This is a genomic window from Brevibacterium sp. S111 (assembly GCF_004745075.1).
Classification (GTDB): Bacteria; Actinomycetota; Actinomycetes; order Actinomycetales; family Brevibacteriaceae; genus Brevibacterium.
On record NZ_RHFH01000004.1, the window covers coordinates 240,141 to 263,372 of the forward strand.

A 23,232-nucleotide genomic window follows, 5' to 3' on the forward strand; every position below is an offset into this window, starting at 1 on the left:
TCAGCGGCCGGAGGCTCAGAGCCCCAGAGTCTCTGCCAGAGTGTCGTGCAGTCCTGTGGCTTCGTCTCTGCTGAGCTCGATCACCAGACGTCCTCCGCCTTCGACAGGAAGCCGCATCACCATGCTTCGGCCTTCTTCGGTCACTTCCAGAGGTCCGTCGCCGGTGCGGGGTTTCTGGGCTGCCATGTGGGCTCTTCCTTCCGTTGTCATGCAAAGACGGTTCACACCAGGTGTACCGAATGTTGTACTTCGATTATTCCATGATCCGGACGATCCGGGTAACTTTCTCATAAACGATCGTTCACGGCGGCAGATCCGCCGGCGGGGTGAAGTGCCACAGGTAGGCCACCCAGATGATCTGGAACAGGATATATGCGACGAGCAGCGCGGCCCGGTAACCGCGTGAGCGCACCAGAGCCAGTGTCAGCGCCAAGGGGAACAGCGGCAGCAGCAGTCGCAGAGTCGAGGTCTGCGGGTTGAAGAAGATGAGCAGGTAGATGCCGTAGCCGAGGCAGAACAGCTGCAGCGTCCGCCCCATGCGCGCTCCGGCCGGAGAGAAGATCAGGCCGAGCATTCCCGCGACGACGATGATGAGCAGAACCGGGCCCAGGGGTCCGATGAGGTTGATCGACTGCGCCACCCATTGGACGACGAACGTCGTCTCTCCGGTGTGCCAGGCCGCCTCGGTGTCGGTGTAGGCGGTCAGCGACCCCGTCGCCCACCACGCGTGGAGCGGATGGATGAGGGCGGCCGCACATGACAGCACACCCAGGGTCCAGGATCGGACCACCTCGGCGGTGGGATAGGGGTCCTGGCGACGGTGGACGAACCGGTCGATGAGATGGAGGAGCATGAAGAACGAGAACGCCACTCCGACCGGTCGGGACAGGTCCATGAGGACGACGACCGGCAGCGCTGTCAGGTACCGGCGTTCGACGAGGAGGAACAGAACCATCGCCTGCAGCAGCAGTGTCAGGGATTCGGCGTAGCCGGTGGAGAGGATCGGCGCCGATGGGAAGAACATCACCAGCGCCAGTCCCATGAGCGCCTGGCCGGGATCAACGTATTTGCGGAAGAGGTGGAGGATGACGACGGCCGCCAACCCGGCGGCCACAGTGGATACGATCGGAGACAGGACTGCGTAGCTGACCCCGGTGAGGTCGGACAGGGTGCCGACGACCGAGGGGTGCAGCGGGTAGAAGGCCCACTGGTTCTCGGCGACCGCGCCGCTGTCGTCGGCGGGCAGGACGTGCGGGTAGCCCTCCTCGGCGACGCGGGCGTACCAACCGCCGTCCCAGAAGTTGAGGAAGTCGTTGAGGGTCGTCGTCACCGGCGATGATGACCAGTTCGCCGGATCCTGCCATTTGAGGACAGAGGCGAAGATCGACAGGCTCACGACACGGGAGACGAAGTACACGGCCAGGGCCTGCAGCCACACGGGCAGCACGATGAACAGTGCGCCGAGGCGGGAGAGTCGGGACGAGTCGAAGACTTCGGGGGCGAGGGTGATTCCGGGCAGGTCGGAAGGACGGCTCATCGTGGTTCGGCAGCCGTTTCCGGTGCCTCATTCGCGGTGTCGACGGGGACAGGGGATGTGGAGGGTGCGGGAGTTTCGGGCCCGGCAGGGTCAGCGGCTGCAGAGTCGACGGGCGTCTGGGCGCTCACATCGGTCGCGGATTCGAGGACGCGCAGGCGGTCCTGCAGGATCTGCATGGCCTCGTCGACGTCTTCCATTCGGTATCCGCGCAGTGCGGGCCTGAAACCCACCGTGTCGAGGTCCGCACTGGTGAATCCTTCGGGCAGGCCGGTCCACCGTTCCTGCGCCTCATCACCGGTTTCGGCGGCGAAGACGTTGAAGCTGGCCGCGATGACGATCACAAGGACGAAGATCGCGGCCGCGACACCGATCACAATCCACAAAGGCATGCGCCCATTTTCGCACAGACCCCGGTTGCGAACTCTCAGCGCAGGCCGCGCACGGTGTGTCTCGGCACGACTTCACCGGTGATCGCCAGGGTCACATCGATGGCGTCGGCGGTGGCGCGGACATCATGGGTCCGGATCATCGCCGCTCCCTTCTCGACAGCCAGCGCAGTTGCTGCGATGGTTCCGTGCAGCCGGTCCTCGGGCGCGACATCGCCGATGGCTTCGCCGACGAAGTCCTTCCTGGAGATCGCCAGCAGCACCGGAAGTCCGGTCGCGGTGAAACGGTCGAGCTCCCGCAGCAGACGCAGCGACTGATAGGTGTTCTTCCCGAAGTCCGGGGTGGGGTCGATGATGATCTTCTCGTCGGGGACACCGGCGGCACGGGCCGCCTCGGCGAGGTCGATGACTCCGGCAAGTGCTGCGTCGACGATGTCCCCGGCATGGAGGCCGTAGCGATTGCGGTGCGCATCGGTGCGGGGATCCAATCCCCCGGTGTGGGAGCAGACGAGGCCGACCTTGTTCCGGGAAGCCACCTCGGCCATCTGCGGATCGACCCCGGCCCACGTGTCGTTGAGAAGACCGGCGCCGGCCCGGCAGGCCGCTTCGGCGACTTCGTGGCGCCAGGTGTCGACGCTGATGAGCACGTGCGGGTGGGCTCGGGCCACGGCCTCGATCGTTGGGCACACGCGGTCGATCTCCTCGGCGACGGAGATCTCCCGACCCCTCCCCGCACGCACTCCCCCGATGTCGACGATGTGCGCGCCGTCGTCGGCGGCCGCGGCAACCGCGGTGATCGCCTCGTCCAAGGTGGCGGCGGATTCGTAGAACGAATCGGTCGTGCGGTTGATCACCGCCATGATCGCCGGTGCCCCCGCCCGGGCCTGGCTGAGGTCGAAGCGGGACATATCCGCGGCAGCGTCGGTGCGATCTTTCACGATGTGCTTCCCGCTTCGATCGTGGCCACGGCCTCGTCGATATCGTCGGTGAGGGTAAAGAGGGACAGATCCTTGTCGCTGATCGTGCCGTTGGCGAGCAGGCTATCGCGCATCCAGTCGACGAGACCCTGCCAGTAGGCGGTGCCGAAGAGGACGATCGGGAATGACGTCACCTTGCCTGTCTGGACCATGGTGAAAGCTTCGAAGAGTTCGTCGAGGGTGCCGAAGCCGCCGGGCATGACGACGAAGCCGCGGGAGTATTTGAGGAACATCGTTTTGCGGACGAAGAAGTAGCGGAAGTGCACGCCGAGCTCGACGTGGTCGTTCAGGCCCGATTCGAAGGGCAGTTCGATGCCCAGGCCGATCGACACCCCTCCGCCGTCGACGGCGCCGAGGTTGCCTGCCTCCATGATGCCCGGTCCCCCGCCGGTGATGACGGCGTTGCCGGATTCGGCCAGCCGGCGGGCGATCTCACGAGTGTCCGCATACGCCTGAGTGTCGGCGTGGAGCCGGGCTGAGCCGAAGATCGCGACGGCCGGTCCGACCTCGGCCAGGGAGCTGAAGCCTTCGACGAATTCGGCTTGGATGCGCATCACCCGCCACGGGTCTTCGTGCACCCACTCCGCACTCGTCCCCGCTTCGAGCAGACGCTGGTCCGTCGTCGTCTCCGGCACCTGGTCCCCGCGCAGACGCAGCGGGCCCTTGCTGTAGTACTCGGGCTGCCTGTCGCTCGGGGCGGGGCCGTCACCGCTCGGGACGGCGCCGTAGTCAGCGGATTCGCCTCTGTCGTTCACCGTGTTCACCGGCCTTCGAGGTAGCTGAGCAGGGTCCGGGTGGCCTGCTCCACCTCGGCGACTCTGACATGCTCGTCGGACTTGTGGGCATACAGCGGGTTCCCGGGACCGAAATTCACCGCCGGGACCCCGAGCGCACTGAACCGCGACACGTCGGTCCACCCCAGCTTCGGCGCCGGCGACAGGCCGAGTGTGTCGATGAAGTCCTGCGCAATGGGCCGGTCGAGGCCGGGCCGGGCACCCTCGGCAGCGTCGGTGACGACGATGTCGAAGCCGGTGAAGAACTCGCGCAGGAACGCTTCGGCTTCCGCGGCGGACCTGCTCGGGGCGAACCGGTAGTTCACGGACACGACGCATTCGTCGGGAACGACGTTGCCGGCCACACCTCCGCTGATGTTCACCGCGGACAGGGATTCGCGGTAGTCGAGCCCGTCGACCGTGACGGTCTCCGTCTCATGTTCGGCCAAACGGGAGAGCACCTGCGCAGCGGCATGGATGGCGTTGACGCCCATGAACGCGCGCGCCGAATGCGCGCGCACCCCGGTGGTGGTGACGTCGACGCGGATGGTGCCGTTGCAGCCGCCTTCGACCGAAGCATTCGAGGGTTCGCCGAGGATCGCGAAATCGCCTGTCAACCAGTCCGGATGAGTGCGCGCGACCCGGCCGAGACCGTTGAGTGAGGCGTCGACTTCCTCATGGTCGTAGAAGACCCAGCTGACGTCGCGGCTCGGGTCCTCAAGGGCTGCGGCCGTGGACAGCTGCATGGCGACTCCGGCCTTCATATCGCAGGATCCGCGTCCCCAGATCACTTCGTCCGTGGGGTAGTCCGCCCCGGTCATCGTGGTCCTCACCGGCGGCAGGTTGTCTTCGACGGGAACGGTGTCGAGGTGTCCGGCGACGACGATCCGTTCGGCCCGGCCCAGGCTGGTGCGGGCGACGACCGTATCTCCGTCGCGAAGGATCTCGAGTTCCGGTCCCGGGCCGCCGCTGATGCGTTCGAGCACCTCGACGACGGCGTCGGCCAACACGGTTTCGTTGCCGGAGACGGATTCGACCGCGCAGAGGCGGCCGGTGAGTTCGGCCGGGTCGCCGAGGGCGGCGAACAGGTACTCACCGAGCTCAGTCGTGGGTGCGAAGATGGACTCGGTCTCAGCAGATGGATCGACAGTCATGTCCCTTAGCCTAGTACTGCCCCCACCGTCTAGGCTTAAGGCATGACAGAACGCATCGTATCCGCACGTGGACTTGCCACGATCCATTCCGACATCGTCCTCTCCGTCTGGTATCCCACCCTGAGCACGGCTGATACCCCCGAATCCGCCGAGGCGGCCGCCACCGCCCGCGCTGCCGACGACGGTCTCGACGCTCTCGTGGGCACCGACGACGCTCGCGGCACCCGCGCCGAAGTCGTCACCACCACGATCGATCTCGACGCAGGCCCCGCCTCGGCGGCGGATGCCTACCTGCGTCTGCACGCCCTGTCCCAACGACTGGTGACGCCCAACGACGTCAACCTCGACGGGATCTTCGGGCACATCGCCAACGTCGTGTGGACGTCGTTCGGCGCCTGCTCCCCCGATGAGTTCGAGGCCACCCGCGCGAAGCTGCTCGCTCGCGGTCCCGTCGCCGTCTACGGACTCGACAAGTTCCCCCGCATGACCGACTTCGTCATTCCCTCCGGTGTGCGCATCGCCGATGCCGACCGTGTCCGCCTCGGCGCCCATTTGGCCCCCGGCACCACCGTCATGCACGAGGGCTTCGTGAACTTCAACGCCGGCACGCTCGGTTCGGCCATGGTCGAGGGACGCATCTCCCAGGGCGTCGTCGTCGGCGACGGCTCGGACATCGGTGGCGGCGCGTCGATCATGGGCACGCTTTCCGGAGGCGGCACGCACCGAATCTCGATCGGTTCGGGCAGCCTCTTGGGTGCCAACGCCGGTGTCGGCATCTCGATCGGAGATGACTGCATCGTCGAAGCCGGCCTCTACATCACCGCCGGCACACGTGTGACGGTCCCCGGTGAGGACGGCGCGGTGGTCAAGGCCGGCGAGCTCAGCGGCAAGAACAACATCCTCTTCCGCCGCAATTCGGTCTCCGGTGCCGTCGAGGCCATCGCTCGTGATTCCAAGGGCATCGAGCTCAACCCCGACCTGCACTGATCGCTGGCTGAGCCTCGGCGGTGTTTGAGGTTCCGCGGTCGGCTGCCGGCATCTGCGGCCGACAGTCCATCTGACCACTGACGTTTCGGTCCGAGGCGACCGCCTGACTTGGGGTTTCGGCCGAGACGACCGCCTGACGTGGGGTTTCGGCCGAGGCGACCGCCTGACGAGGGCGCGTTCACATGAAGTGAGCGCGCCCTCGCCGCATTCACTCGCACAATCACTCGCGTCAACGAGCAGATCCCCAAGCATCCGGTACCCGCAGCATCGCCCCCGGCAGCACCCCTCACCCCTGCAGTCACCACTCACCGTCTCCGCCAATTCCAACAGCAATCATCACAACCCCGTGGTCCTGCAGGGCGTTGTGCGGCTAACGGTGACGGATGCCTGTGATGGGAAGCGTCAGCAGCTGCCGGAGGGGCTTCCAGCGCTGTACAATCCTCCGACTCAGCGGTCCTACTCCAGCCCCGTCCACGAGGACACCGGGCCGATACCCACGACCCATTCGCGAAGAGAGTGGACCGCGCCGAGGCAATTTCGGACCGGGTTTCAAGCATCACCCACCGCTAGCCGCACACCACCGTGGTCCTACAGGGCGGTGTGAAGCTACCGGTGATGGATGCAGTCGCCAGCTGTAGATGAAACGGCTAGCGGTACAAAGCAGCGGAAACGGTGAGGGCCGCTTCCCTTTAGGCGGCAGATGCCTAGCCCAAGTGCGAGGCTGCCGGGGTGAGGCGGTGCGGAGAGAGATTCCCAGGGTGCGGCAGCGGCGGGAAGCGGGGTGCGGAGCGAGGTTTCCGGGGTGCGGCAGCAGCGCTCGGCGGGGCCGCCGGGGCATGGCGGTGAGGTGCGGCCGAAGTCGGTGAATGCGCAACGGCGCCGGGCAGAGAAATCTGCTCCGGCGCCGCTTGACGCTGTCTCAGTCGACTCAGCGGTCGCTGATCTCCTTGTAGTCGCGGGAGTGCGCACCCGTGTAGATCTGGCGCGGGCGGCCGATCTTCGTCTCGGGATCCTTGATCATTTCGCGCCACTGAGCGATCCAACCGGGCAGACGACCGACGGAGAAGAGCACAGTGAACATGTTCGTCGGGAATCCCAGAGCCTTGTAGATGAGGCCCGTGTAGAAGTCGACGTTCGGGTAGAGCTTGCGCTCGACGAAGTAGTCGTCGGCCAGCGCGATCTCCTCGAGCTGCTGAGCGAGCTCGAGCAGCGGATCGCCACCGGAACGAGCGAGCACCTCATCAGCGGTCTTCTTGATGATCTTTGCTCGCGGGTCGTAGTTCTTGTACACGCGGTGTCCGAAGCCCATGAGACGCACACCGTCTTCCTTGTTCTTCACCCGCTCCATGAACTTCTTCGGACCGTCGTCCGAGGCGGCGATGTTCTGCAGCATCTCGAGCACTGCGGAGTTCGCTCCCCCGTGCAGCGGGCCGGCCAGGGCGTTGACGCCGGCCGAAATCGACTGGAAGACGTTGGCCTGGGACGAGCCGACAAGACGCACGGTCGACGTTGAGCAGTTCTGCTCGTGATCGGCGTGGAGGATGAACAGCTGATCCATGGCCTTCACAGCCAGCGGGTCCGGTTCGTACTCCTCGGCGGGAACACCGAAGTTCACGCGCAGAAAGTTTTCGACCAGGCTCAGCGAATTGTCCGGGTGGATGACCGGCAGGCCCATGTTCTTCCGATGAGCGAGAGCCGCGATGGTCGGCATCTTCGCGAGCAGGCGGAACGATGAGGTATCGATCTGATCTTCGTCAAAGACATCGAGGTCATCTTGGTAGAACGTCGACAAAGCCGCGACCGCCGCTGCAACCATAGGCATCGGATGCGCATCGTAGGGGAAAGCGCGGAAGAACCGGCGCAGATCCTCATGCACGATCGTGTGTCCGCGCAGGCGGGCGTCGAAGGCATCGTACTGTTCCTGCGTCGGCAGCTCACCGTAGATGAGGAGGTAGCAGACTTCGACGAAGTTCGACTGTTCAGCGAGCTGTTCGATCGGATAGCCGCGGTACTGCAGCACACCTTCGTCACCATCGATGAAGGTGATCGACGACGAGGTGGATGCAGTGTTGGCAAACCCTGGATCGTAGGTCACCGAGCCGGTCTCTTTCAGCAGAGAGCCGATACGGTATCCGTTGTTGCCCGCTGACGCCGACACCTCGGGCAGCGTCAGCTCCGTATCAGCGATCCTGAGGTTCGCCTCCGAAGTCATTCGATCTCCTCACCGTTGACGTACCCCAAGAACTTCCTGAGGTGTCTTGCACAGTTCCTTCAAAGACTACCGACAAGTGCAGGAATGAGAAAATCAGTTCACCCTGCATCTACTCGTCAGTAATACTGTTGATCTCGACAAATACGAGATTTTTCGTCCTGAATGCAGCCTCTGCGGACACTTGGCAGAAGCTTAGAATTCAAGGGTTCCTTCCTGATCGGACCCAGCACAGGGATGCGCCCAGCGCAGAGTCCGCACGCCCGACCGATCCGCTCGGCTAGGCCGCTGCCTGACGAAGCCGCTCGGCTGCGGCCGAGATGCGCTCATCGGTGGCCGTCAACGCGATCCGCACATGGTCATCGGCTGCCTCACCATAGAATTCGCCCGGTCCGGCAACGATGCCCAGCTCAGCGAGATCGGCCAGTGAGTCCCAGCAGCTCTTCCCAGCCGTCGACCACAGGTAGAGTCCCGCGCTCGAATGATCGATGCGGAATCCGAAGTCGACGAGTCCAGAACGCAGCAGTTCCCGCCGCTGTCGATAGACCTCTTTCTGAGCCAGCACGTGTGCGGTGTCCCGCAGGCCGGCGATCATGGCCGCCTGGACCGGGAAGGGCACGATCATTCCCGCGTGCTTGCGCGAACGGGTCAGGTCGGCGATGAGCTCGCCGTCACCGGCGACGAACGCGGCACGGTAGCCGGCGAGATTCGACTGCTTCGACATCGAGTAGACGCTGAGCACACCCGTATGGGACTCCCCCGCGACCGAGAGCACGCTGGGAGCCGGTCCGTCCGATTCCCAGTTGAGCAGTCCGTAACATTCGTCGGACGCGAGAACGACTCCGGCGGCACGAGCCCGGCGGACCACCTCGGCGAGGGTGTCGGCATCGAGCACCTCCCCGGTCGGGTTGCTCGGGGTGTTGATCCACACCAAGCCGATGCCCTCGAGCGAAACTCCGGCGACGATGTCGGCGGCGTCGATGCGACGGCACTCGACTCCCGCGATCGTTGCCCCCATCTCGTAGGTCGGGTAGGCCGCGGACGGGCAGGCCACGGCCAGCCCCCGCTGTCGAAGACCCAGCAGCGTGGGCAGCCAGGCCACGAGCTCCTTCGAGCCTACCGTCGGCAGGATCTCGGTGGCGGGATCGAGCTGGACGGAATGCCAGTTCTCATACCACCAGGCGATCGCTTCGCGCAGCTCGGCGGTTCCCGCCGTCGTCGGGTACCCGTGGGCGTCTGACGCATCGGCCAGAGCCCGACGGATCACCTCAGGCGTGGGATCGACGGGCGTGCCGATCGACAGATCGCACACACCATCGGAGTGTTCGGCCGCGCGGCGGCGGAAGTCGGTGAGCCGGTCCCAAGGGTAATCCGGCAGCTCAAGTCCGTAGGAGGTCACCATTGCTCAGACGTCGTGGCTCTGCGGGGGAAGGGCGGAGATGATCGGATGATCCTTGTGGGTGTTGCCGAGCTTCGCGGCACCACCGGGCGATCCGAGGTCATCGAAGAATTCGACGTTCGCCTTGTAGTACTCTTCCCATTCGTCCGGGACATCGTCCTCGTAGAAGATCGCCTCGACGGGGCAGACAGGTTCACAGGCACCGCAGTCGACACACTCATCGGGGTGGATGTAGAGACTGCGTTCGCCCTCGTAGATGCAGTCGACAGGGCATTCGTCGATGCACGCCTTGTCTTTGAGATCGACACAGGGCTGGGCAATGATGTACGTCACTGGACTGACTCCTCGCAAGACTCACAGATGGTGCGCATATACGTCCCACAATACGCCTTCGCCCGATCTCCTTGCCCACCCGTCTCGGGTGATTCGCATTGCATCTGCCCCGGGCGGTGATGCGTTGCGGCGGCGGGCCGCCGTGGTGACTTAGGCTGGGAGGGCACAGATCCGGCGGAGGAAGGCGAGAAGTGGACGATCTGCAGCCCGGCAGACGAGTGGTCGTGCGGTATGCGCTCGATCCCGGGGACACCCATTCGACCTCTGATGCGCTCGGCGTCATCACCGATGCCGACGAGGCGGGTGTCGAGATCGACACGAAGCGCGGTCCGCTGCGCATTGCCCGAGCCCAGATCCTCCTCGTGCACGAGGTGCCGCCGGCCCCGACGAAAGCCGGCCGAACTCATGAGATCGTATCCGCCGTCGACCTCCGCCGAATTTCGGCCGCGGCCTGGCTGCCGCAGGATGTGTCCTGGCTGCATGTGGAGAACCTGCGCAACGAGGGCAGCGAATCCGGCGCGGATATGAGCCTGCTCCAGAAGGGGTGGCTGCTGCGCAATTCCGAGTCCGCGACGCGACGGGCCAACAGCTGCCTGCCCGTGTCCGATTCCGGTCTGGGGTGGGAACAGGCCCTCGACGCGGTCGAGGAGTGGTATCGGACGCGGGAGAAGCCCAGCCGGATCCAGATCTACTCGGCCGACGATTCGTCCGCGCTGGCACCGGAATGCGAGGGGCTTGCTCCGCTGCTCTCGGCACGCGGCTACACCCCCTCCGAGGCGGTCCTCCTGCTCACAGGTGCCACCGCGGAAGCCGCGGCAGGTGCGTCCTCCCCCGCCGAGGCGGCCGCCCCCGGTCTGCTCATCGACGTTGCCGATGCGCCGACTCCCGAACATTTCGCGGCGTGGACGAGTCAGCGCAGTCCCGGCGACGCTCCGGATTCGGCCGAAGCCTTCCGTGCGCTCATCGCTGCCGACCAGCCGTGTGAGTTCGTCACCGCCTACGCCGCGCATCCCGACGGCTCCCGGTCGATGGTCGCCGCCTGCCGTGTCGTGGAACGCAGCAAATGGGGCGTTGTCACGAACCTCATCACCCGCCCCGACCTGCGCCGTCGAGGCGCCGGGCGATCAGTGGCGCAGGCGGCGGCAGCTCTGCTCGCTCAACGTGGTGTGCGGTCTTACCTCGTCGATATCGAAGCCGGCAATGAAGCGTCGATCAACCTCTTCACTTCACTCGGAGCCACCGTCCGTCATCGTTCGTGGTACGCCGAGCAGCGCTGAGTTCGGCCAGCTGAACCGCGGCCGAGTCGCACACACGCGGAGACGGTCCCGAACAGCGTCGGGTTCAGTCTTTGCACTCGACCTTGTTCACGGGGCGGTAGACGGTGGTGAACCCGTCCTGCGTCGTCCGTCCCGAGCTGATGTCCTTGAGGGTGCGGGTGATCTTGATCGACCATCCGCCCTTCGGCGCCTGCGGGGTGCAGGAAGGACCGCTCTCGGTGACGGATCCCGGTGAAGTGCGGTTGAACCGGTCGGAGGCATCGGCCGAGACCTCGTACTTCTTGACGCCGAAGACCTTCGCATGGACTTCCCCGCCCTTGAGGTACATGTCGAGGACGACCGGTGACTTCGAGGTGTTCGTGAACTTCAGGTCGATCGAGGACCAGTCGAGCGTCGACTCCCGGCCCTCGGGGTAGCGGGAGATGTAGCGCGAGTGGGCCTGGTGCTCGTCGAGGTCGAATCCGGCGAAGAACGCCGCATTGAACAGAGTCGTCGACACCTGCGAGACTCCCCCGCCGTAGTCCTCCTTCATCTGCCCGTCCGAGATCACGCCGGCGGGCTTGTACCCGTTGGCGCCGGTGCGCTGGCCGAGGGCCTCGTTGAGGGAGAACTGCTCACCCGGTTGCAGCACGGTTCCCGAGACTTTCTTCGACGCCACTCGCAGGTTGGTATCGCGGTTGGGATCGGAGCTGTACCCGGTGGAGAAGTGGGAGACGGTCGAGGACATATCCGCCTTCTCCGCGTCCTTCGTCGTGAAGTCGGGTTTGACCGAAGCCAGGGAGACCGTCGGGTTCTCGTCTTTGCCGTTGATGGCATCGGTGACCGCGGCGCTCAGTTCCTTCGCTTTGATCCCGATGCCGTCCTCGGCGGGAACGACCTGCGGCTTTCCGTCCTTGATCGTGTAGCTCGCATCCTTCGCCGGTTTGCCGATGCCCTTGTTCGCGGCGAGCACCGATTCCTGCAGTTCGTCCTGGTCGAAGACCGGAACGAGTTTCGAGTCCTTCGCCTTGAATGTCAGCGTCTTCGCAATGATCTTCGGAGAGACACTGAGCTCACCGCCCTTGACGGACGAGTCCGCGCCCTTGCCGGGCTTCGCGGTGATCGTCACGTCTGCGCTCACCGCATCCTCGGCGAACCCATCGGCCGTCTCCTGCGCCTCGTCGGTGGTGATGTCCGGTTCCACGTCGCTCGGTTCGACGGGCAGCGCCCCGTCCGTGCGCAGCCAATGCTTGTCGATCGCGGTGCGCACCTGTGCGGTGTCGACAGTCTGCCCGTTCTCACCGTCCTTGACCTTCGGAGTGGTCTTCTCAAAACTCAGCTCCGCGTTCGTCGGTTCGACGGCAAGCGATTCGGTGACCTTCGCGGTGGCGGAGTCGAACTTCTCCTCATCGACGTCGATGACCGGGGCGACCTTGTCCTCCCCGAACAGGCGGTGCCAGATGACGGTGGGGTCGAGGGAGAATCCCGTGACTCGCTCGACCGTCGCCTCGGCGTCGAAGGTGATGCCGGCCTTCGTCGGATCGAGTTTCGCCGTCGGCTCCCCGGCTTGGAGCACAATCGTCTTCTCCGCCTTCTCGCGCAGATCGTTGCGCAGAGTGTTCTCCGCTTCGGTGGCGCTCTTGCCGCCGATGTCGATGCCGGCGACGGTGGTTCCCGATCCCAGCACGCGTCCGCTGAAGAATCCGATGATGATGTAGAGCGCCGCAAGGACGACGACGCTGAGCAGGACGACGACGGGCCAGATCTTCTTCCGCGCGTCATCACCGGCCGGCCGCCGGCCGGGGTGCGAGTTTCCGTCGGATAGGGTCTGAGTCGACATCATTCTCCCGAGAATGTCGTGAACGACTGGTTCGGCTGTGTGCGGACGAGTCTAACGAGTCTAACGAGTTCGACTCGGCCCGCGCACACTGATGAATGAGAACACCGCTGCCAGCAGCATCGGTCCCAGCAGCCAGACGACGGAACGCAGCATACCGGTGACGATCATGTCGGCGCCCGGCAGCCAGCTCGGCTGTCCGAGAATGTAGGACAGTACGGCGATGACCACTGCTGCCAGGAGCATCGGTGCGCTGCTGCGATACATCGTCTTCAGATGCCACAGCCCCGCCGCGGCCAGCAGCAGAGACAGCACGAGGCCCCACGGCAGAATGAGCGGAGTATCGCCGAGGTTGACCACCGTGGCATTGAGATGCTGCATGGCACCGAGCAAGGCGATGATCACCGCGAGCACGGCAGCGTGCAGGTACGCGAAGACCCCCGGTCTGCGCGGTTCCCGACGACGACGCATCGGCGCCGCACCCTGTTCCTGGGCATCCACCGCTGCGAGGTCGAGACCGGTGAGCACGTGCGGAGCCGGACCCTCACGCAGCGCCTCGGCGGGAATCTCAGCTCCGGCACCGATGGAGAAGTACTCGTGATCGCCGATCGCCTGCCCGACGCCGTTCGACAGGGCGAAGAAGCGATCGGAGACGCTGACCTGGGTGCGGTGGGCCTGCAACGCTGCGCGTTTGGCCGGGAGCACCGAGGACACATCCTGACCGATGACGATCTGACCGACCGGAGGTTTGGCCGGGATCGAGTCGGCGGCGGCGAACCCGGTGGCAGCGAATCCATCCTGAGCGGGGTCGAAGATTCGGCGGGCCACCTCGGTGGGGGTGTCGACAAAGAGCAGCCGACCGACCCGCCATTCGGCGAGGTCGATCGCGGCCGTCGTCGCTTCGTGGACCCGGACGTGGTCGGGGTGGCCGTAGCCGCCGTTGGCGGCGTAGGTGATGACCGCGTGCGGGCAGAAGGCGTCGATGACAGCGGCGATGTGCCGTGCCACGGTCGTGAGATCGGCCGCGCACAGGGCATCCTCGGACATCTCGGAGGCGGGACGGGCATGACCGTCGGGGCCCCATTCCATCCCCGAGTCCTCGAAGACGCGTGTGGATCCGCCGAGGAAGGTGTGCAGGCGCACCCCGAGGGCACGCATCGCCTCGGCGATCTCCTGTTCGCGGACCTCCGCCAGACCGGCACGGTCGCCTTCGAGGTGTTTGAGCTCGGCCGGGATCACCTCGCCGCCCTCACCGCGCGTGGCGGTGAGGACCATGACCTCGGCACCCTCGGAGACCAACGCGGCGATTGTGCCTCCCGTCGTGATCGTCTCATCGTCGGGATGAGCGTGCACGAGGAGGACGCGTGGCGTGGTGGTCATGTGTTCCTGGGTGCTCTGGGTGCTCGAGGTCATACGGTGTGCTGGATCAGGCGTTCTGGCGGCGCAGCTTGGCGTAGAGCTTCGCACGTTCCTTCTGATCGAGCTCAACCTTGCGGATGCGGATCGCACCGGGAGTGACCTCGACGCATTCGTCCTCACGGGCGAATTCGAGGCTCTCCTCCAGGGTGAGCCTGCGCGGCGGGGTGAGGTTCTCGAAGGTGTCCGCCGAGGCCGAACGCATGTTCGTCAGCTTCTTCTCCTTCGTGATGTTGACGTCCATATCGTCGGCGCGGGAGTTCTCGCCGACGATCTGGCCCTCGTACACCTCGGAGGTGGGTTCGACGAAGAAGGATCCGCGGTCCTGCAGGTTGATCATCGCGTACGGGGTGACCACTCCTGGGCGGTCGGCGACGAGCGAGCCGTTGATGCGGAACTCGATGCTGCCGGCCCACGGGGCGTATCCGGCGGAGATCGTGTTCGCAATGCCGGTGCCGCGAGTCTCGGTGAGGAAACGGGTGCGGAATCCGATGAGACCACGCGCGGGAACCTTGAATTCCATGCGCACCCAACCGGTGCCGTGGTTGGTCATGGTCTCCATCACACCCTTGCGGGCGGCGAGCAGCTGGGTCACGGCACCGAGGTAGTCCTCCGGAACGTCGATCGTGAGCTCCTCGAAGGGCTCGTGGAGTTTGCCGTCGACCTGCTTGGTCACGACCTGCGGTTTGCCGACGGTGAGTTCGAAGCCCTCGCGCCGCATCTGCTCGACGAGGATGGCCAGTGCGAGTTCACCGCGCCCCTGCACCTCCCACGCGTCCGGGCGCTCGGTCGGGACGACCTTGAGCGAGACGTTGCCGACGAGCTCCTGGTCGAGACGGTCCTTGACCATGCGGGCGGTGACCTTCGTCCCCTTCTCGCGGCCGGCCAGAGGCGAGGTGTTGATGCCCACGGTCATCGAGATCGCAGGATCGTCGATGATGATCGCCGGCATCGGCTTCGGATCGTTGATGTCGGTGAGCGTGTCGCCGATCATGATGTCCGGGATGCCGGCCACGGCGACAATGTCACCGGCCGAGGCCTCCGTGGCGGGGACGCGGTCGAGCCCCTGGGTCTCGAGCAGTTCGGTGATCTTCACCGAGCTGATGTCGTCGCCGCGGGCCCATGCCACCTGCTGGCCCTTCTTCAGCGTGCCGCCGAAGATGCGCAGCAGAGCCAGACGGCCGAGGAACGGCGAAGCGTCGAGGTTCGTCACGTGGGCCTGGAGGATACCGTCGGAGTTGATCTCCGGGGCCGGGATCGTCTCGAGGATGGTCTTGAACAACGGCTCGAGGTCAGGGTTGTCCGGAACCTCTCCATCGGCGGGCTGTTCGAGGGAGGCGGCACCTGCCTTCGCGGCTGCGAAGACCACGGGCACGTCGAGGACGGCGTCGACGTCGAGGTCGGGAACCTCATCGGCGAGATCGGAGGCCAGCCCCAGGAGCAGGTCCTGCGCTTCCTCGACGACTCCGTCGATGCGGGCATCGGCACGGTCGGTCTTGTTGATGAGCAGGATCACCGGCAGTTTCGCCGCCAGCGCCTTGCGCAGAACGAAGCGCGTCTGCGGCAGCGGGCCCTCCGAGGCATCGACGAGGAGAACGACGCCGTCGACCATGGACAGTCCGCGTTCGACCTCGCCACCGAAGTCGGCGTGGCCGGGTGTGTCGATGACGTTGATGACGATGGGGTCCTCACCGGCCGACGGGCCGTTGTAGAGGACGGAGGTATTCTTCGCGAGAATCGTGATGCCCTTCTCGCGTTCGAGGTCACCTGAGTCCATGACGCGTTCGGCGAAGTCACCGTGTTCGCTGAACACACCGGTCTGCCGGAGCATGGCATCGACCAGCGTGGTCTTGCCGTGGTCGACGTGTGCGACGATTGCTACATTGCGGCGGTTTTCCCGTCGTGTGATGGCTTCAGTCATCAAGAACCTTTTGAGATAGAGAGATCGGTCCAGCCCGGACCCAACAGACGATTATACGGCCACTCGCTCACAACCGTTGACAGCCGGGGGTTCGGAACTCGGCACGACCGTGAATGCGGAATGTGGTCACAGACCCGAAGACAGACGACAGTAGGAGCCGATCTGCTTCGGTTCTGCGACCACATTCGCCGGCAGACAGCGGGATGCTGCGTGCCCGATTCGCCGGGTCAGGCGTTCATCGTGGCCTCGAGGACGGCGTCCCTGGCCCCGCGACGCTTGCGCTTCGCAGGCGCGATCAGGCCGCGTGACTCACGACGCCAGGTCGATTCCAGCTCCGGGGATGGCCGCGAGCAGCTCCCGGGTATAAGCCTCCTGCGGGGACTCGAACACTCCGGCCGCCGAGGACTGTTCCACCACTCGCCCCTTCTCCATCACGATGACCTGATCGGCGATCTGCTTGACCACCGCGAGATCGTGGGTGATGAACAGATAGCTCAGCCCGAGGTCGGCCTGCAGTTCGGCAAGCAGACCGAGGATCTGTGCCTGGACGAGCACGTCGAGAGCGGACACCGCCTCATCGAGAACGACAACCTCCGGTTCGAGCGCCAGGGCGCGGGCGATGGCCACTCTTTGGCGTTGGCCGCCGGATAGCTCATTCGGATAACGCGACATCACCCCTGCGGGCAGGGACACCTTGTCGAGAAGATCGCGCACCTTCTTCTCCCGTTCCGACCTTGATCCGACCTTGTGAACGACGAGCGGCTCCTCGATGGAACGGAAGATCGGGTACATCGGATCGAGTGACGCATAAGGATTCTGGAACACCGGCTGCACCCGCCTTCGGAAGTCCAACTGACCGGCACCGGTGCGCAGTCCCGCGATGTTCTTACCGTCGAACTCCACGGAGCCCGAAGTCGGCTCGAGGAGACCGAGCACCATCCGCGCCACCGTGGACTTCCCCGAACCCGACTCCCCCACGATCGCCGAAGTGGTTCCCCGTTCAAGGTCGAAGCTCACCGAGTCGACGGCGGTGAAGCCGATCTTGCGTCCCAGCGCGCCGGCCCGCACCGGGAACTCCTTTGTCAGGTCCCGCGCCCTGATCACGTGCGGATGCGCCACGGCTTCCTCGGCCTCCTGAGCGACGGTCTCAGCAGCCTCCCGGACCTCCTCCCGCTCCTCCACCGCGATCCGGTGGCTACGCAGGGACGGCGCCGAGGAGATCAGCCGCTTCGAATAAGGATGCCGAGGATTCTGAAGTATCTCCAAGGCGGGACCTGATTCCACAACATTGCCCTTGTACATAACGATGAGGTGATCCGCTCGCTCCGCGGCCAAGCCCAAGTCATGGGTGATAAGCAGTAGCGCGACTCCGAGCTCATCGGTAAGAGAATTCATATGATCGAGGATCTGGCGCTGGACGGTGACGTCGAGAGCGGAGGTCGGCTCATCGGCGATGAGCAGCTCCGGTCTGGCTGCCAATCCTGCGGCGATGAGCGCTCGCTGCCTCATCCCACCGGAGTATTCGTGCGGGTACTGCGCTGCTCGTTCAGCAGCGTTGTTCAATCCAGCTTCCTCGAGGAGTTCTATGACTCGGGCGTCGGCCTCCCCCGGGTCGGCGATGTCATTGACCTCAACGACTTCCTTCACCTGAGACCCCACCTTGTAGAGTGGGTTGAGGTTCGACATCGGGTCCTGCGGGACAAGTCCGATCTTCGAACCGCGGATACTCTCCATCGTCGCGTCGTCGGCTTTCGTCAGATCGTTACCCTGGAACTCGATGGAGCCAGAGGTGACATGTCCGGTGCCCGGCAGAAGGTCGATGATGGCGTGCGCCGTGGTCGATTTACCGGAGCCGGACTCTCCCACGATCGCTACAGTCTGGCCAGCGTAGATCGTGAGATCGACGCCATTTACCGCGGGTACCTCCTTTTTGTCGGATGTGAAGGCGATATGGAGATCTCTGATGGTAAGTAGCGGTGCGGGCATCATTTCCTCACTTTGGGGTCCAGTGCGTCCCGGACAGCGTCGCCGAGCAGCATGAAGCTGAGCACGGTCAGCGCCAGTCCACCGGCCGGGAATAACAGCACATGCAGATTGGATCCGGTACGAACTTGACTCTGTGCAGCTGCGATGTCGTTGCCCCAGGACACGATCGAGCTGGGCAGACCGATACCGAGGAAGGATAGGGTCGCCTCGGCGACGATGTAGACACCGAGGGAAACGGTCGCGGTGACGATGACGGGAGCCAAGGAGTTCGGGATGATATGACTGAACAGCGTCTTCATCTGAGAAGAGCCGATCGCCTTGGAAGCGTCGACAAACTCGAGATGTTTGATCTCCAGCACTGCTCCGCGGGCGATCCTCGTGAACTGCGGCCATCCGAAGGCCGCTAGCGCGATGACCACTGCGATCACTCCGCCCCAATACCCACGGTCCGGCCAAATGTTGTTGAGCGCGGAAAGCCCCACGATCGCGGCTAGCAAGAGCGGGATCGCGAAGAAGATATCCGTGACACGGGAGACGAAGGCGTCGACCCAGCGCCCGTAGTATCCTGCCAGGGCTCCAGTGATGATTCCGATGATCATCACGATGATGGTCGTGAGCAGACCGACCACCACCGAGGCCCGGGCACCGTGAATGACACGGGAGTAGACATCGTACCCCTGTTTGTCGAAGCCGAAGGGGTGCCCTGATTGCGGACCCTGTAGGCTCTTCGACAGATCTGCCGATCGGGGGTCGACCCCGCTGAAGAGTCCGGGAACGATCACGATCACCAAGATGAAGAGGAGCAGCACGGCGGAGACCCAGAAGAGCCAATTGCCCTTGAGTACCTTCCACGCCTCTTTCCACTGACTCTTCGGTGCTTCCGTAGTGTCCACGGTTCCGGTAGCTTCGAGCGGAGTCTGCTCGATGTCGGCGACGAAATGGTTCTGGCCGGGCAGAGGCTGCTCGGCCGATGCGGTTGGGTCAGACATAGCGAATCCTCGGGTCGAGAGCGGCGTAGAGAAGGTCGACGAGCAGGCTCATCACCACGTAGATAAGCACCATAACCGTGACCACGGAGACGACAGTCGGGTTCTCACCGCGCAGGATTGCCTGATAGGCGAGATTGCCGATGCCATTGATATTGAAAATTCCCTCCGTCACCACGGCGCCACCCATAAGCGTTCCTAAGTCAGCGCCCAAGTAGGTAACCACGGGAATCATCGAATTTCGCAGTACGTGCCGCCTGTTCACCTGAGTCCGGGGCACACCGTGAGCCAACGCTGTGCGCACATGGTCTGCACCGAGATTCTCAATCACCGATGTCCGGGTCAGCCTGAGCACATAGGCGAAGGAGACAAGACCGAGCACCACTGCGGGCAGCACAAGGTTCGTGAAGGTCACGTTTCCGCCAACGGTGGGCGGAACCCACCCCAATTGGACTCCGAAGACGAGTTGCATCGTAAAGCCGAGCACGAAGATTGGGATGGCGATGACGATGAGCGAGACGACGAGCATGGTCGAATCAAATATCTTCCCTCGTCTGAGTCCGGCATAGAATCCTGCGATGACGCCGAGGACCGCCTCGATGACCAGCGCCATAAACGCAAGCTGGAAGGTCACAGGCAGGGCTCGAGCAATGAGATCAGATACGGGCTGTCCAGAGTAGGAGAGACCGAAGTCCCCGACCATTGCACCTTTGAGGAAGAGCAGCCATTGGACGATGAAGGGCTGGTCAAGGTGGTATTGCGCTTCGATTTGAGCCCTGGCTGTCTCCGAAACCGGCTTCTCACCGAACAGGGCAACGATCGGATCACCCGGCTGGAGGAAGACCATCGCGTAGATTAGAAGAGTGGCTCCCAGCACGACCGGAATCGTCTGGAGAAGTCTGCGTGCTATGTATCCCCACACAGTTTTTCGCCTTCCTGCAGAAGGGAGTGCCCATGCCCGAGGCGATTGCCCGGGCATGGGCACTCACGATGGTGTGTCAGTTCTTGACGATGAGGTGGTACGCCGGCTTATTCTGCCAGGTGAACTCGAAGCCTGAAGTGTCGGCACTAGCCGCACCGTAGGAATTGCGAGTCCACAGCGGGATTGCAGGAAGGTCTTCGAACAAGACTGCCTGAGCCTTGGTCATGTCCTCGTTCCGCTTCTTTCCCTCAGCGGCCGCGGCCTTGCGGATCGCGTCATCGAACTTCTTATTCGAGTAATCTCCGTCATTCGACCCTGCTCCCGTCCCGAACACGGAGGCAAGGTAGGAGAATGCCGATGGGTAGTCCGGCTGCCATCCGGTGCGGAAGGCAGAACCGATCTTGCGGGAGGTGATGAGCTCGCGGAACTCGGCAAAGGTGGAGATCGGCTTGGGTTCGGCCTTGATGTCGAGATTCTTTCGCACCTGGTTAGTCACGGCCTCGACCCATTCGGTGTTGCCCGCGCCGTCAGCGTTGAAACCGAGCTCGAACTTCCCTTCGAACTTGTTGATTTTGTCGGCTTCGGCCCAGAGCTTCTTCGCCTCGTCAGCATCGAATTCGAGCACCTCATTGCCGGGAACATCCTTGGATGCGTCAGGCATCGCCGGAGAGCTGAAGTCCACAGCTGGCTCGTGCGTGCCTTCGAAGATCTGCTCCGTAATGGTCTTCCGGTCGATGGCTCGGGAGATGGCTTGACGACGCAGCTTACCCTCTTTGTCATCACCGAAGTGCTCGAGCGAATCGGGGATCGTCACTGTCGTATTGATCGGACCGGGCTTGTTGATCGCCTGGATGGATTCGTCTTCTTCGAAGGTGGACAGGGCACTTGGCGGGATCTCATCGCTGACGTTGAGCACACCGGACTGGACATCGGTATACGCAGCCTCGGGATCGGTATAGAACTTGAAGGTGATGCCACCGTTCTTCGGCTTGCGATTGCCGTCGTAGTCCGGGTTCGTCTTCAATTGGGCTTCGACGTCATGATCCCAAGATTCCAGGGTATAGGGGCCGTTTCCGATCGGCTTCTCGCCGAATGCCTCCATGTCTTCGAACGCCGACTCCGGTAGCGGGAAATAGCTCGAATAGCCGAGGCGGTCGGCGAAGTCCGAAGCGGGACTCTTGAGCTCGATGGTGAAAGTCGAATCGTCCTTGACTTCGAGGCCTGAGATGCCCTCGGCCCCTTTCTTGAAGGTGCCGTCACCGGTGGTGCCCTTGATCGGTTCGAAGAAGTACGCGCCCAATTGGGCGTTCTCCGGATCCGCACCGTAGTTCCAAGCGTCGACGAAGGAATCCGCAGTCACAGGAGTACCATCACTGAACTCCCAGCCGTCCTCGAGCTTCACGGTCCAGTTGACGTTGTCCTCGGACTCGATCGATTCCGCGACTTCCATCTGAGTCTCGCCTTCCGGCGAATAGCTCACCAGACCGGCCCATAGTTCGTCGACAATGTTTCCACCCCCGACCTCATTCGTCGAAGTCGGGATAATCGGGTTCTGCGGTTCGATGCTCCTGGCCGCGATCGGTGTATCGGAGTCACCGCCTTCGTCGCCGCCCGACGAACCACAACCGCTCGCGATCAGCCCCAGAGCCGTGGCACCTGCCACGAGCGCGGGAATGCGCTTTGCCTTCTTCATGGACGTCCTTCTTTCTATGTCGAATGCGACCTCCGGCTCGGGCAGTGTGACTCACTCAGGAAGCACCACTGCTACCCAGTAGTACTCCTACTCAGGAGTGCAGAGTCGCTGCCCGCTCGGAGGGGATAAAGACGACTTTATCAGCAGGCTCACATTCTGTTACTGAAATCACGTGGCTGTCCGGTGAAGGCAAGACGTACTGCAGTGATTGTCGGGGAATGGTGGACAGTTGTCCTGTATTGACGGACCAGGTCTGCCTGATGCTTCGGGATACTCTCGGTCTCTTCGAACGCGTCAGGTTGCCCTCCAGCGCGCCTTGCCGGCGGGCGAAGATCAATATAGAAACGGCAAGCTTTGTCCAGTCTCAGTGGTTACGATGACCAGGTGGCCAGCAGTGAGATGGATCGCAATTCAGGAAGTCTTCAGCCGACCGTCGTGCGGACGACGAGTTCGACTGCCCTGTACTTCGTCGCCAGCGGGCTGAGCGCCATCGGCGCCGTCTCGATCCTCATAGGTGACTTCTCCCTGCGCGGACTCGCCGCCGCCGGGATCCCCCTGGCAGTCGGGGCTCTGGTCTTCGTGCTCTATCGCTTCCCTCGTGTGGAGCTGCACCGTATGGAGCTCATCCTCGTTAACCCTTGATCCACCGATCTGCTTGATGTCCGGTGGCCCACTCGAATTTGAGCTTGGGCACGATGAGTGGGCAGGAGGTAGTGTCCCGGTCTCTCACCGGTCTCTTCCACATTGAGCCTCCCAGAGCCTCCTCCATGACTGCGGTCTCGGGCCCCCTTTCAAGGGCGAATTGGTCAGGTCGACATTGTCCGGGGTGGTCCCAACGCCGATTGCCATAACCGGGAGAACTCCGTCGCCCACGGCCAGGCTCTGGGCAGGTGCAGGATCAGTTTCCTGGCCCGGTGAGCAATCCGAGCCGGAACCCCGATGATCCGTGTCCGCAGCGTCTGGGCGCGCACTTTGCTCATCCGCCCGCCGATGATCCCGGCAGCCGCCCGTAACAGGTTGTGAGTGATCGCTGCGATCGTGAGCCAGGCAGCGTTGGCGTTGAACACCCCGGAGGGCATATGCGCCAGCGCCCCGTTCTTCAACTCCGCATTGATCTGCTCGATGATCGCGTGCCTGCGGTGCACTTGATCAGCAACAACGGTGTCGAAACGATCCTGATCGACGGTGGTGAAGAACGCGTGGTAACGGAACAAGTCGAACAATGGGTCCTGCCCGGCAGTGCGTTTGGTCTCGTTGAGCTCCGGGATGCGGCGGACGACCAAGCGGCCCGTAGTTTGCAGCGCCTTCTTCTTCGAGGTGAACGCGGTGAACGGAACCTCGGCGACTTCAGCCTTACTGACCCAGGCACCGGACTCCTCGTCATAGATCGCATCGGGGTACTCGATGCCAGTCCATGCGTCGTCGCTGATCGTTCCGATCGCTGCTTTGACCCTCTTGTC

The 23,232-nt window shown here is 63.7% G+C and carries 20 protein-coding genes; 3 read left to right on the forward strand and 17 right to left on the reverse strand.

What is annotated here, in order from left to right; genetic code table 11:
• Positions 1 to 15: 15 nt before the first annotated feature.
• The 6 genes from EB836_RS06800 to dapE all read right to left on the reverse strand — a co-directional run bounded on the left by EB836_RS06800 (position 16) and on the right by dapE (position 4,827).
• Complete coding sequence (locus EB836_RS06800) at positions 16 to 186, reverse strand: DUF3117 domain-containing protein (RefSeq protein ID WP_135538791.1); 171 nt, start codon at positions 184 to 186, stop codon at positions 16 to 18.
• A gap of 115 nt (positions 187 to 301) precedes the next feature.
• Positions 302 to 1,537 carry a hypothetical protein gene (locus EB836_RS06805; protein ID WP_135538793.1) on the reverse strand — a complete coding sequence of 412 codons (1,236 nt, stop codon included), beginning with the start codon at positions 1,535 to 1,537 and terminating at the stop codon, positions 302 to 304.
• Entirely contained in the window at positions 1,534 to 1,926 is a 393-nt protein-coding gene (locus EB836_RS06810) for a DivIVA domain-containing protein (RefSeq protein WP_135538794.1), read from the reverse strand. The genes EB836_RS06805 and EB836_RS06810 overlap by 4 nt, the downstream gene beginning before the upstream one ends.
• 35 nt (positions 1,927 to 1,961) lie before the next feature.
• Complete coding sequence (folP, locus tag EB836_RS06815; protein ID WP_240689682.1) at positions 1,962 to 2,861, reverse strand: dihydropteroate synthase; 900 nt, start codon at positions 2,859 to 2,861, stop codon at positions 1,962 to 1,964.
• On the reverse strand, positions 2,858 to 3,556 hold the full coding sequence (locus EB836_RS06820; RefSeq protein ID WP_240689689.1) for a TIGR00730 family Rossman fold protein: 699 nt from the start codon (positions 3,554 to 3,556) through the stop codon (positions 2,858 to 2,860). The genes folP and EB836_RS06820 overlap by 4 nt, the downstream gene beginning before the upstream one ends.
• A 104-nt stretch (positions 3,557 to 3,660) precedes the next feature.
• On the reverse strand, positions 3,661 to 4,827 hold the full coding sequence (gene dapE / locus EB836_RS06825; protein WP_135538798.1) for a succinyl-diaminopimelate desuccinylase: 1,167 nt from the start codon (positions 4,825 to 4,827) through the stop codon (positions 3,661 to 3,663).
• A gap of 42 nt (positions 4,828 to 4,869) precedes the next feature.
• Here dapE and dapD point away from each other — a divergent pair, with 42 nt between their 5' ends.
• Positions 4,870 to 5,814, forward strand: a complete 945-nt coding sequence (gene dapD, locus EB836_RS06830; protein ID WP_135538800.1) for a 2,3,4,5-tetrahydropyridine-2,6-dicarboxylate N-succinyltransferase — start codon at positions 4,870 to 4,872, stop codon at positions 5,812 to 5,814.
• 928 nt (positions 5,815 to 6,742) lie between these two features.
• Here dapD and EB836_RS06835 read toward each other — a convergent pair.
• From EB836_RS06835 to fdxA, 3 genes are all read right to left on the reverse strand, one after another.
• A complete protein-coding gene (locus EB836_RS06835) occupies positions 6,743 to 8,026 on the reverse strand; it encodes a citrate synthase (protein ID WP_135538802.1) in 1,284 nt (427 codons plus the stop codon).
• Positions 8,027 to 8,303: 277 nt separating this feature from the next.
• The gene (gene dapC, locus EB836_RS06840; protein WP_135538804.1) at positions 8,304 to 9,425 is read right to left on the reverse strand and encodes a succinyldiaminopimelate transaminase; all 1,122 of its coding nucleotides are present in this window, start codon (positions 9,423 to 9,425) and stop codon (positions 8,304 to 8,306) included.
• 3 nt (positions 9,426 to 9,428) lie between these two features.
• Positions 9,429 to 9,755, reverse strand: coding sequence for a ferredoxin (fdxA, locus tag EB836_RS06845; RefSeq protein ID WP_135538806.1), 327 nt, complete (start codon positions 9,753 to 9,755; stop codon positions 9,429 to 9,431).
• A gap of 191 nt (positions 9,756 to 9,946) precedes the next feature.
• Here fdxA and EB836_RS06850 point away from each other — a divergent pair, with 191 nt between their 5' ends.
• Positions 9,947 to 11,032, forward strand: coding sequence for a GNAT family N-acetyltransferase (locus EB836_RS06850; RefSeq protein WP_135538808.1), 1,086 nt, complete (start codon positions 9,947 to 9,949; stop codon positions 11,030 to 11,032).
• A gap of 64 nt (positions 11,033 to 11,096) precedes the next feature.
• On the opposite strand, the gene EB836_RS06855 is transcribed toward EB836_RS06850, so the two are convergent.
• From EB836_RS06855 to EB836_RS06885, 7 genes are all read right to left on the reverse strand, one after another.
• Positions 11,097 to 12,854, reverse strand: a complete 1,758-nt coding sequence (locus tag EB836_RS06855) for a VanW family protein (RefSeq protein ID WP_240689684.1) — start codon at positions 12,852 to 12,854, stop codon at positions 11,097 to 11,099.
• A gap of 57 nt (positions 12,855 to 12,911) precedes the next feature.
• Positions 12,912 to 14,228 carry a PIG-L family deacetylase gene (locus EB836_RS06860; RefSeq protein WP_135538810.1) on the reverse strand — a complete coding sequence of 439 codons (1,317 nt, stop codon included), beginning with the start codon at positions 14,226 to 14,228 and terminating at the stop codon, positions 12,912 to 12,914.
• Positions 14,229 to 14,274: 46 nt separating this feature from the next.
• The gene (gene typA, locus EB836_RS06865) at positions 14,275 to 16,185 is read right to left on the reverse strand and encodes a translational GTPase TypA (RefSeq protein ID WP_135538812.1); all 1,911 of its coding nucleotides are present in this window, start codon (positions 16,183 to 16,185) and stop codon (positions 14,275 to 14,277) included.
• Between the two features lie 309 nt (positions 16,186 to 16,494).
• On the reverse strand, positions 16,495 to 18,174 hold the full coding sequence (locus EB836_RS06870) for an ABC transporter ATP-binding protein (protein WP_205683320.1): 1,680 nt from the start codon (positions 18,172 to 18,174) through the stop codon (positions 16,495 to 16,497).
• Positions 18,171 to 19,160 carry an ABC transporter permease gene (locus EB836_RS06875; protein WP_135538814.1) on the reverse strand — a complete coding sequence of 330 codons (990 nt, stop codon included), beginning with the start codon at positions 19,158 to 19,160 and terminating at the stop codon, positions 18,171 to 18,173. Before EB836_RS06875 ends, EB836_RS06870 begins: the two co-directional genes overlap by 4 nt.
• Positions 19,153 to 20,079 carry an ABC transporter permease gene (locus EB836_RS06880; RefSeq protein WP_205683321.1) on the reverse strand — a complete coding sequence of 309 codons (927 nt, stop codon included), beginning with the start codon at positions 20,077 to 20,079 and terminating at the stop codon, positions 19,153 to 19,155. Before EB836_RS06880 ends, EB836_RS06875 begins: the two co-directional genes overlap by 8 nt.
• Before the next feature lie 76 nt (positions 20,080 to 20,155).
• Positions 20,156 to 21,772 (reverse strand): ABC transporter substrate-binding protein, encoded by a 1,617-nt coding sequence (locus tag EB836_RS06885; protein ID WP_135538818.1) that lies wholly within the window; start codon positions 21,770 to 21,772, stop codon positions 20,156 to 20,158.
• A 384-nt stretch (positions 21,773 to 22,156) separates the two neighbouring features.
• On the opposite strand from EB836_RS06885, the gene EB836_RS06890 reads away from it, so the two are divergent.
• Positions 22,157 to 22,414: a hypothetical protein gene (locus EB836_RS06890; RefSeq protein WP_135538820.1), complete on the forward strand. Its 258-nt coding sequence runs from the start codon at positions 22,157 to 22,159 to the stop codon at positions 22,412 to 22,414.
• 164 nt (positions 22,415 to 22,578) lie between these two features.
• Here EB836_RS06890 and EB836_RS06895 read toward each other — a convergent pair.
• Positions 22,579 to 23,232: transposase (locus EB836_RS06895; RefSeq protein WP_205683322.1), on the reverse strand; the 654-nt coding region annotated here is incomplete at its 5' end.

Bases quoted from the DNA above. Each gene is read 5' to 3' on its own strand.
- EB836_RS06800 (WP_135538791.1), bottom strand. From the start codon at position 186: ATGGCAGCCCAGAAACCCCGCACCGGCGACGGACCTCTGGAAGTGACC.
- EB836_RS06805 (WP_135538793.1), bottom strand. From the start codon at position 1,537: ATGAGCCGTCCTTCCGACCTGCCCGGAATCACCCTCGCCCCCGAAGTC.
- EB836_RS06810 (WP_135538794.1), bottom strand. From the start codon at position 1,926: ATGCCTTTGTGGATTGTGATCGGTGTCGCGGCCGCGATCTTCGTCCTT.
- dapE (WP_135538798.1), bottom strand. From the start codon at position 4,827: ATGACTGTCGATCCATCTGCTGAGACCGAGTCCATCTTCGCACCCACG.
- dapD (WP_135538800.1), top strand. From the start codon at position 4,870: ATGACAGAACGCATCGTATCCGCACGTGGACTTGCCACGATCCATTCC.
- EB836_RS06835 (WP_135538802.1), bottom strand. From the start codon at position 8,026: ATGACTTCGGAGGCGAACCTCAGGATCGCTGATACGGAGCTGACGCTG.
- dapC (WP_135538804.1), bottom strand. From the start codon at position 9,425: ATGGTGACCTCCTACGGACTTGAGCTGCCGGATTACCCTTGGGACCGG.
- EB836_RS06855 (WP_240689684.1), bottom strand. From the start codon at position 12,854: ATGATGTCGACTCAGACCCTATCCGACGGAAACTCGCACCCCGGCCGG.
- EB836_RS06860 (WP_135538810.1), bottom strand. From the start codon at position 14,228: ATGACCACCACGCCACGCGTCCTCCTCGTGCACGCTCATCCCGACGAT.
- typA (WP_135538812.1), bottom strand. From the start codon at position 16,185: ATGACTGAAGCCATCACACGACGGGAAAACCGCCGCAATGTAGCAATC.
- EB836_RS06870 (WP_205683320.1), bottom strand. From the start codon at position 18,174: ATGATGCCCGCACCGCTACTTACCATCAGAGATCTCCATATCGCCTTC.
- EB836_RS06875 (WP_135538814.1), bottom strand. From the start codon at position 19,160: ATGTCTGACCCAACCGCATCGGCCGAGCAGCCTCTGCCCGGCCAGAAC.
- EB836_RS06885 (WP_135538818.1), bottom strand. From the start codon at position 21,772: ATGAAGAAGGCAAAGCGCATTCCCGCGCTCGTGGCAGGTGCCACGGCT.